2 protein-coding genes are annotated in these 2340 nt (G+C 71.9%); one reads left to right on the forward strand and one right to left on the reverse strand.

Going from position 1 to position 2340, the window contains the following annotated elements:
• Window positions 1–1630: proline dehydrogenase family protein (locus tag DW309_RS07290; RefSeq protein ID WP_205812666.1), on the reverse strand; the 1630-nt coding region annotated here is incomplete at its 3' end.
• A 138-nt stretch (window positions 1631–1768) separates the two neighbouring features.
• Here DW309_RS07290 and DW309_RS07295 point away from each other — a divergent pair.
• Window positions 1769–2340: LysR family transcriptional regulator (locus tag DW309_RS07295; protein WP_136044988.1), on the forward strand; the 572-nt coding region annotated here is incomplete at its 3' end.

Raw genomic sequence — 2340 nt, forward strand, 5'->3', positions numbered from 1 at the left:
CCGCCGCCCACCGCTCGGCGGCGGCGGTCGCGGCGGTGAAGACCGCGTCGAGCTCGGCCTCGGTCTCGATGCGGGCGGCGGCGATCGCGTCACGCCCCAGCGTCGTGGAGACGGAGCGGCGCAGGATGTCGCGACCCCAGGCGCGGTTCGCGGCGAGCGCGGGGTCGCTGTCCGGCTGGTTCGCGAAGCCCTCGGTCACGCCGGCGGGGCGCTCGTCCGCCCGGTTCTGCGTGCGGTGCGGTGCCGGAACCCGCTGCGACTCCGGCAGCCCGGCGTCGGCGGCGAGGGCGGCGAGGGAGCGCTCGAACCGCTCGCGCTCGCGCGTGAGCAGGGTCGGGTTCGACGCGAGTTCGAACACGGCCGACATGAAGTTCTCCGGGCTCGCGTTCTCCTCCAGGCGGCGCACGAGGTAGGCGATCGCGACGTCGAACTCGGCGGGGTTCACGACCGGCGTGTAGAGCAGCAGGCGGCCGACGTCCTTGCGCACGGCCTCGGCCTGACCGGTCGCCATGCCCAGCAGCATCTCGTACTCGACCGCGTCGGTCACGCCGCGCGCCTTCGCGAGGAGCCAGGTGTAGGCGATGTCGAACAGGTTGTGTCCGGCGACGCCGATGCGCACCGCGTCGAGGCGCTCGGGGGTCATGGCCCAGTCGAGCACGCGCTTGTAGTTCGTGTCGGAGTCCTGCTTGGTGCCGTAGGTCGCGAGCGGCCACCCGTGCACGGCCGCGTCGACCTCTTCCATCGCGAGGTTGGCGCCCTTGACGACGCGGACCTTGATGGGCGCCCCGCCCTTCGCCCGGCGGGCGGTGGCCCACTCCTGCAAGCGCTGCATGGCACCGAGCGCGTCGGGCAGGTAGGCCTGCAGCACGATGCCGGCCTCGAGGTCCTCCAGCCCGGGCTGGTCGAGGATGCTCGTGAAGGCCGCGATCGTCAGGTCGAGGTCGCGGTACTCCTCCATGTCGAGGTTGATGAACTTGGCCTTGCCCGCAGCCTCCGCCTTCGCGGCGAGCCGGTAGAGCGGCGTGAGCTTCTCGACCACGTCGGCGACGGCCTCGTCGAACGACCACATCGACAGCTGGCTGACGACGCTCGACACCTTGATCGACACGTAGTCGACGTCGGGGCGGGCGAGGAAGTCGTACGTGCCCTGCAGGCGGCGGCCGGCCTCGCGCTCGCCCAGCACGGCCTCGCCGAGCAGGTTGAGGTTCAGGCGGTTGCCGGTCTTGCGCAGCTTCGCGATCGCGGGACCGAGCTTCGACGGGGTGGCGTCGAGCACGAGGTGGCCCACCATCGCCCGCAGCACGCGACGCGAGATGGGGACGACGACGCCGGGGAGCTTGGGCGCCCAGAAGCCGCCGGCCTTGATCGCGGCACGCAGGTAGCCGGGCAGCAGCGTGGGGGTGATGTCGCTGAGCTCGGCGAGCTTGCGGCCGGCGACGCGGAGGTCTTCCGGACGCATGACGCCGTCGACGAAGCCGACCGTGAAGTCGAGACCGTTCGGGTCTTTGAGCACCTCGGAGAGGCGCTGAGCGGCGGGCTCGACGGGGTGGGTCTCGCTCTCGGCGAGCCAGCGCTGCACGAGTGCGGCGACCTCTTCCGTGCGGGGCGTGGTGTCGTCGATGACGGTCATGGGCGGGGTTACCTTCCTCGGCAGCGCACACCCGGGTGACGTGTGCGGCTGGATCATTGTCCAGCCGCTCGGTAGGCTCCGTCTATCAACCGATTCGAGTGGATTCTGTTCACTCAGACTTAACGGACGCGAGGCCCCGTGCTCGACATCACCCGCCTGCGCATGCTCGTGGAGCTGTCGCGTCGTGGCACGCTCTCCGCGGTCGCCGACGCACTGTCCTACAGCAAGGCCTCGGTGTCGCAGCAGCTCGCGGCCCTCGAGCGCGACGTGGGCGTCCCCCTGCTGCGCCGGGTGGGGCGCGGCGTGCAGCTCACCCCGCAGGGCACCGTGCTGGTGACCGAGGCGATCGGCATCCTCGACCAGCTCGAGCACGCCAGGGTCGCGGTCGCGGAATCGCTCACCGAGGTGACGGGGACCGTGCGTCTGGCCGTGTTCCAGTCCACCGCCCACTCGCTCCTGCCCCGCGCCCTCGCCGCGCTCGCGGAACGTCACCCCGCCCTCCGGGTCGAGGTGACCGAGCGCGACCCGGAGTCCGCCCTCGACGCGGTCTCCGGCCGGGAGGACGACCTCATCCTCGCCGAGCAGTATCCCGGGCACAGCCGTCCGATCCACGCCGATCTCGACCGGGTCGCGCTCGCGCACGACGCGATCGCGCTCGCCCGGCGCCCCGGTTCCCCCGCGCACGGCGACCCCGCGACGACGCTCCGGTC

Origin of the sequence: Microbacterium sp. K41 (genome assembly GCF_004794395.1) — a bacterium.
GTDB classification, from domain to species: domain Bacteria; phylum Actinomycetota; class Actinomycetes; order Actinomycetales; family Microbacteriaceae; genus Microbacterium; species Microbacterium sufflavum.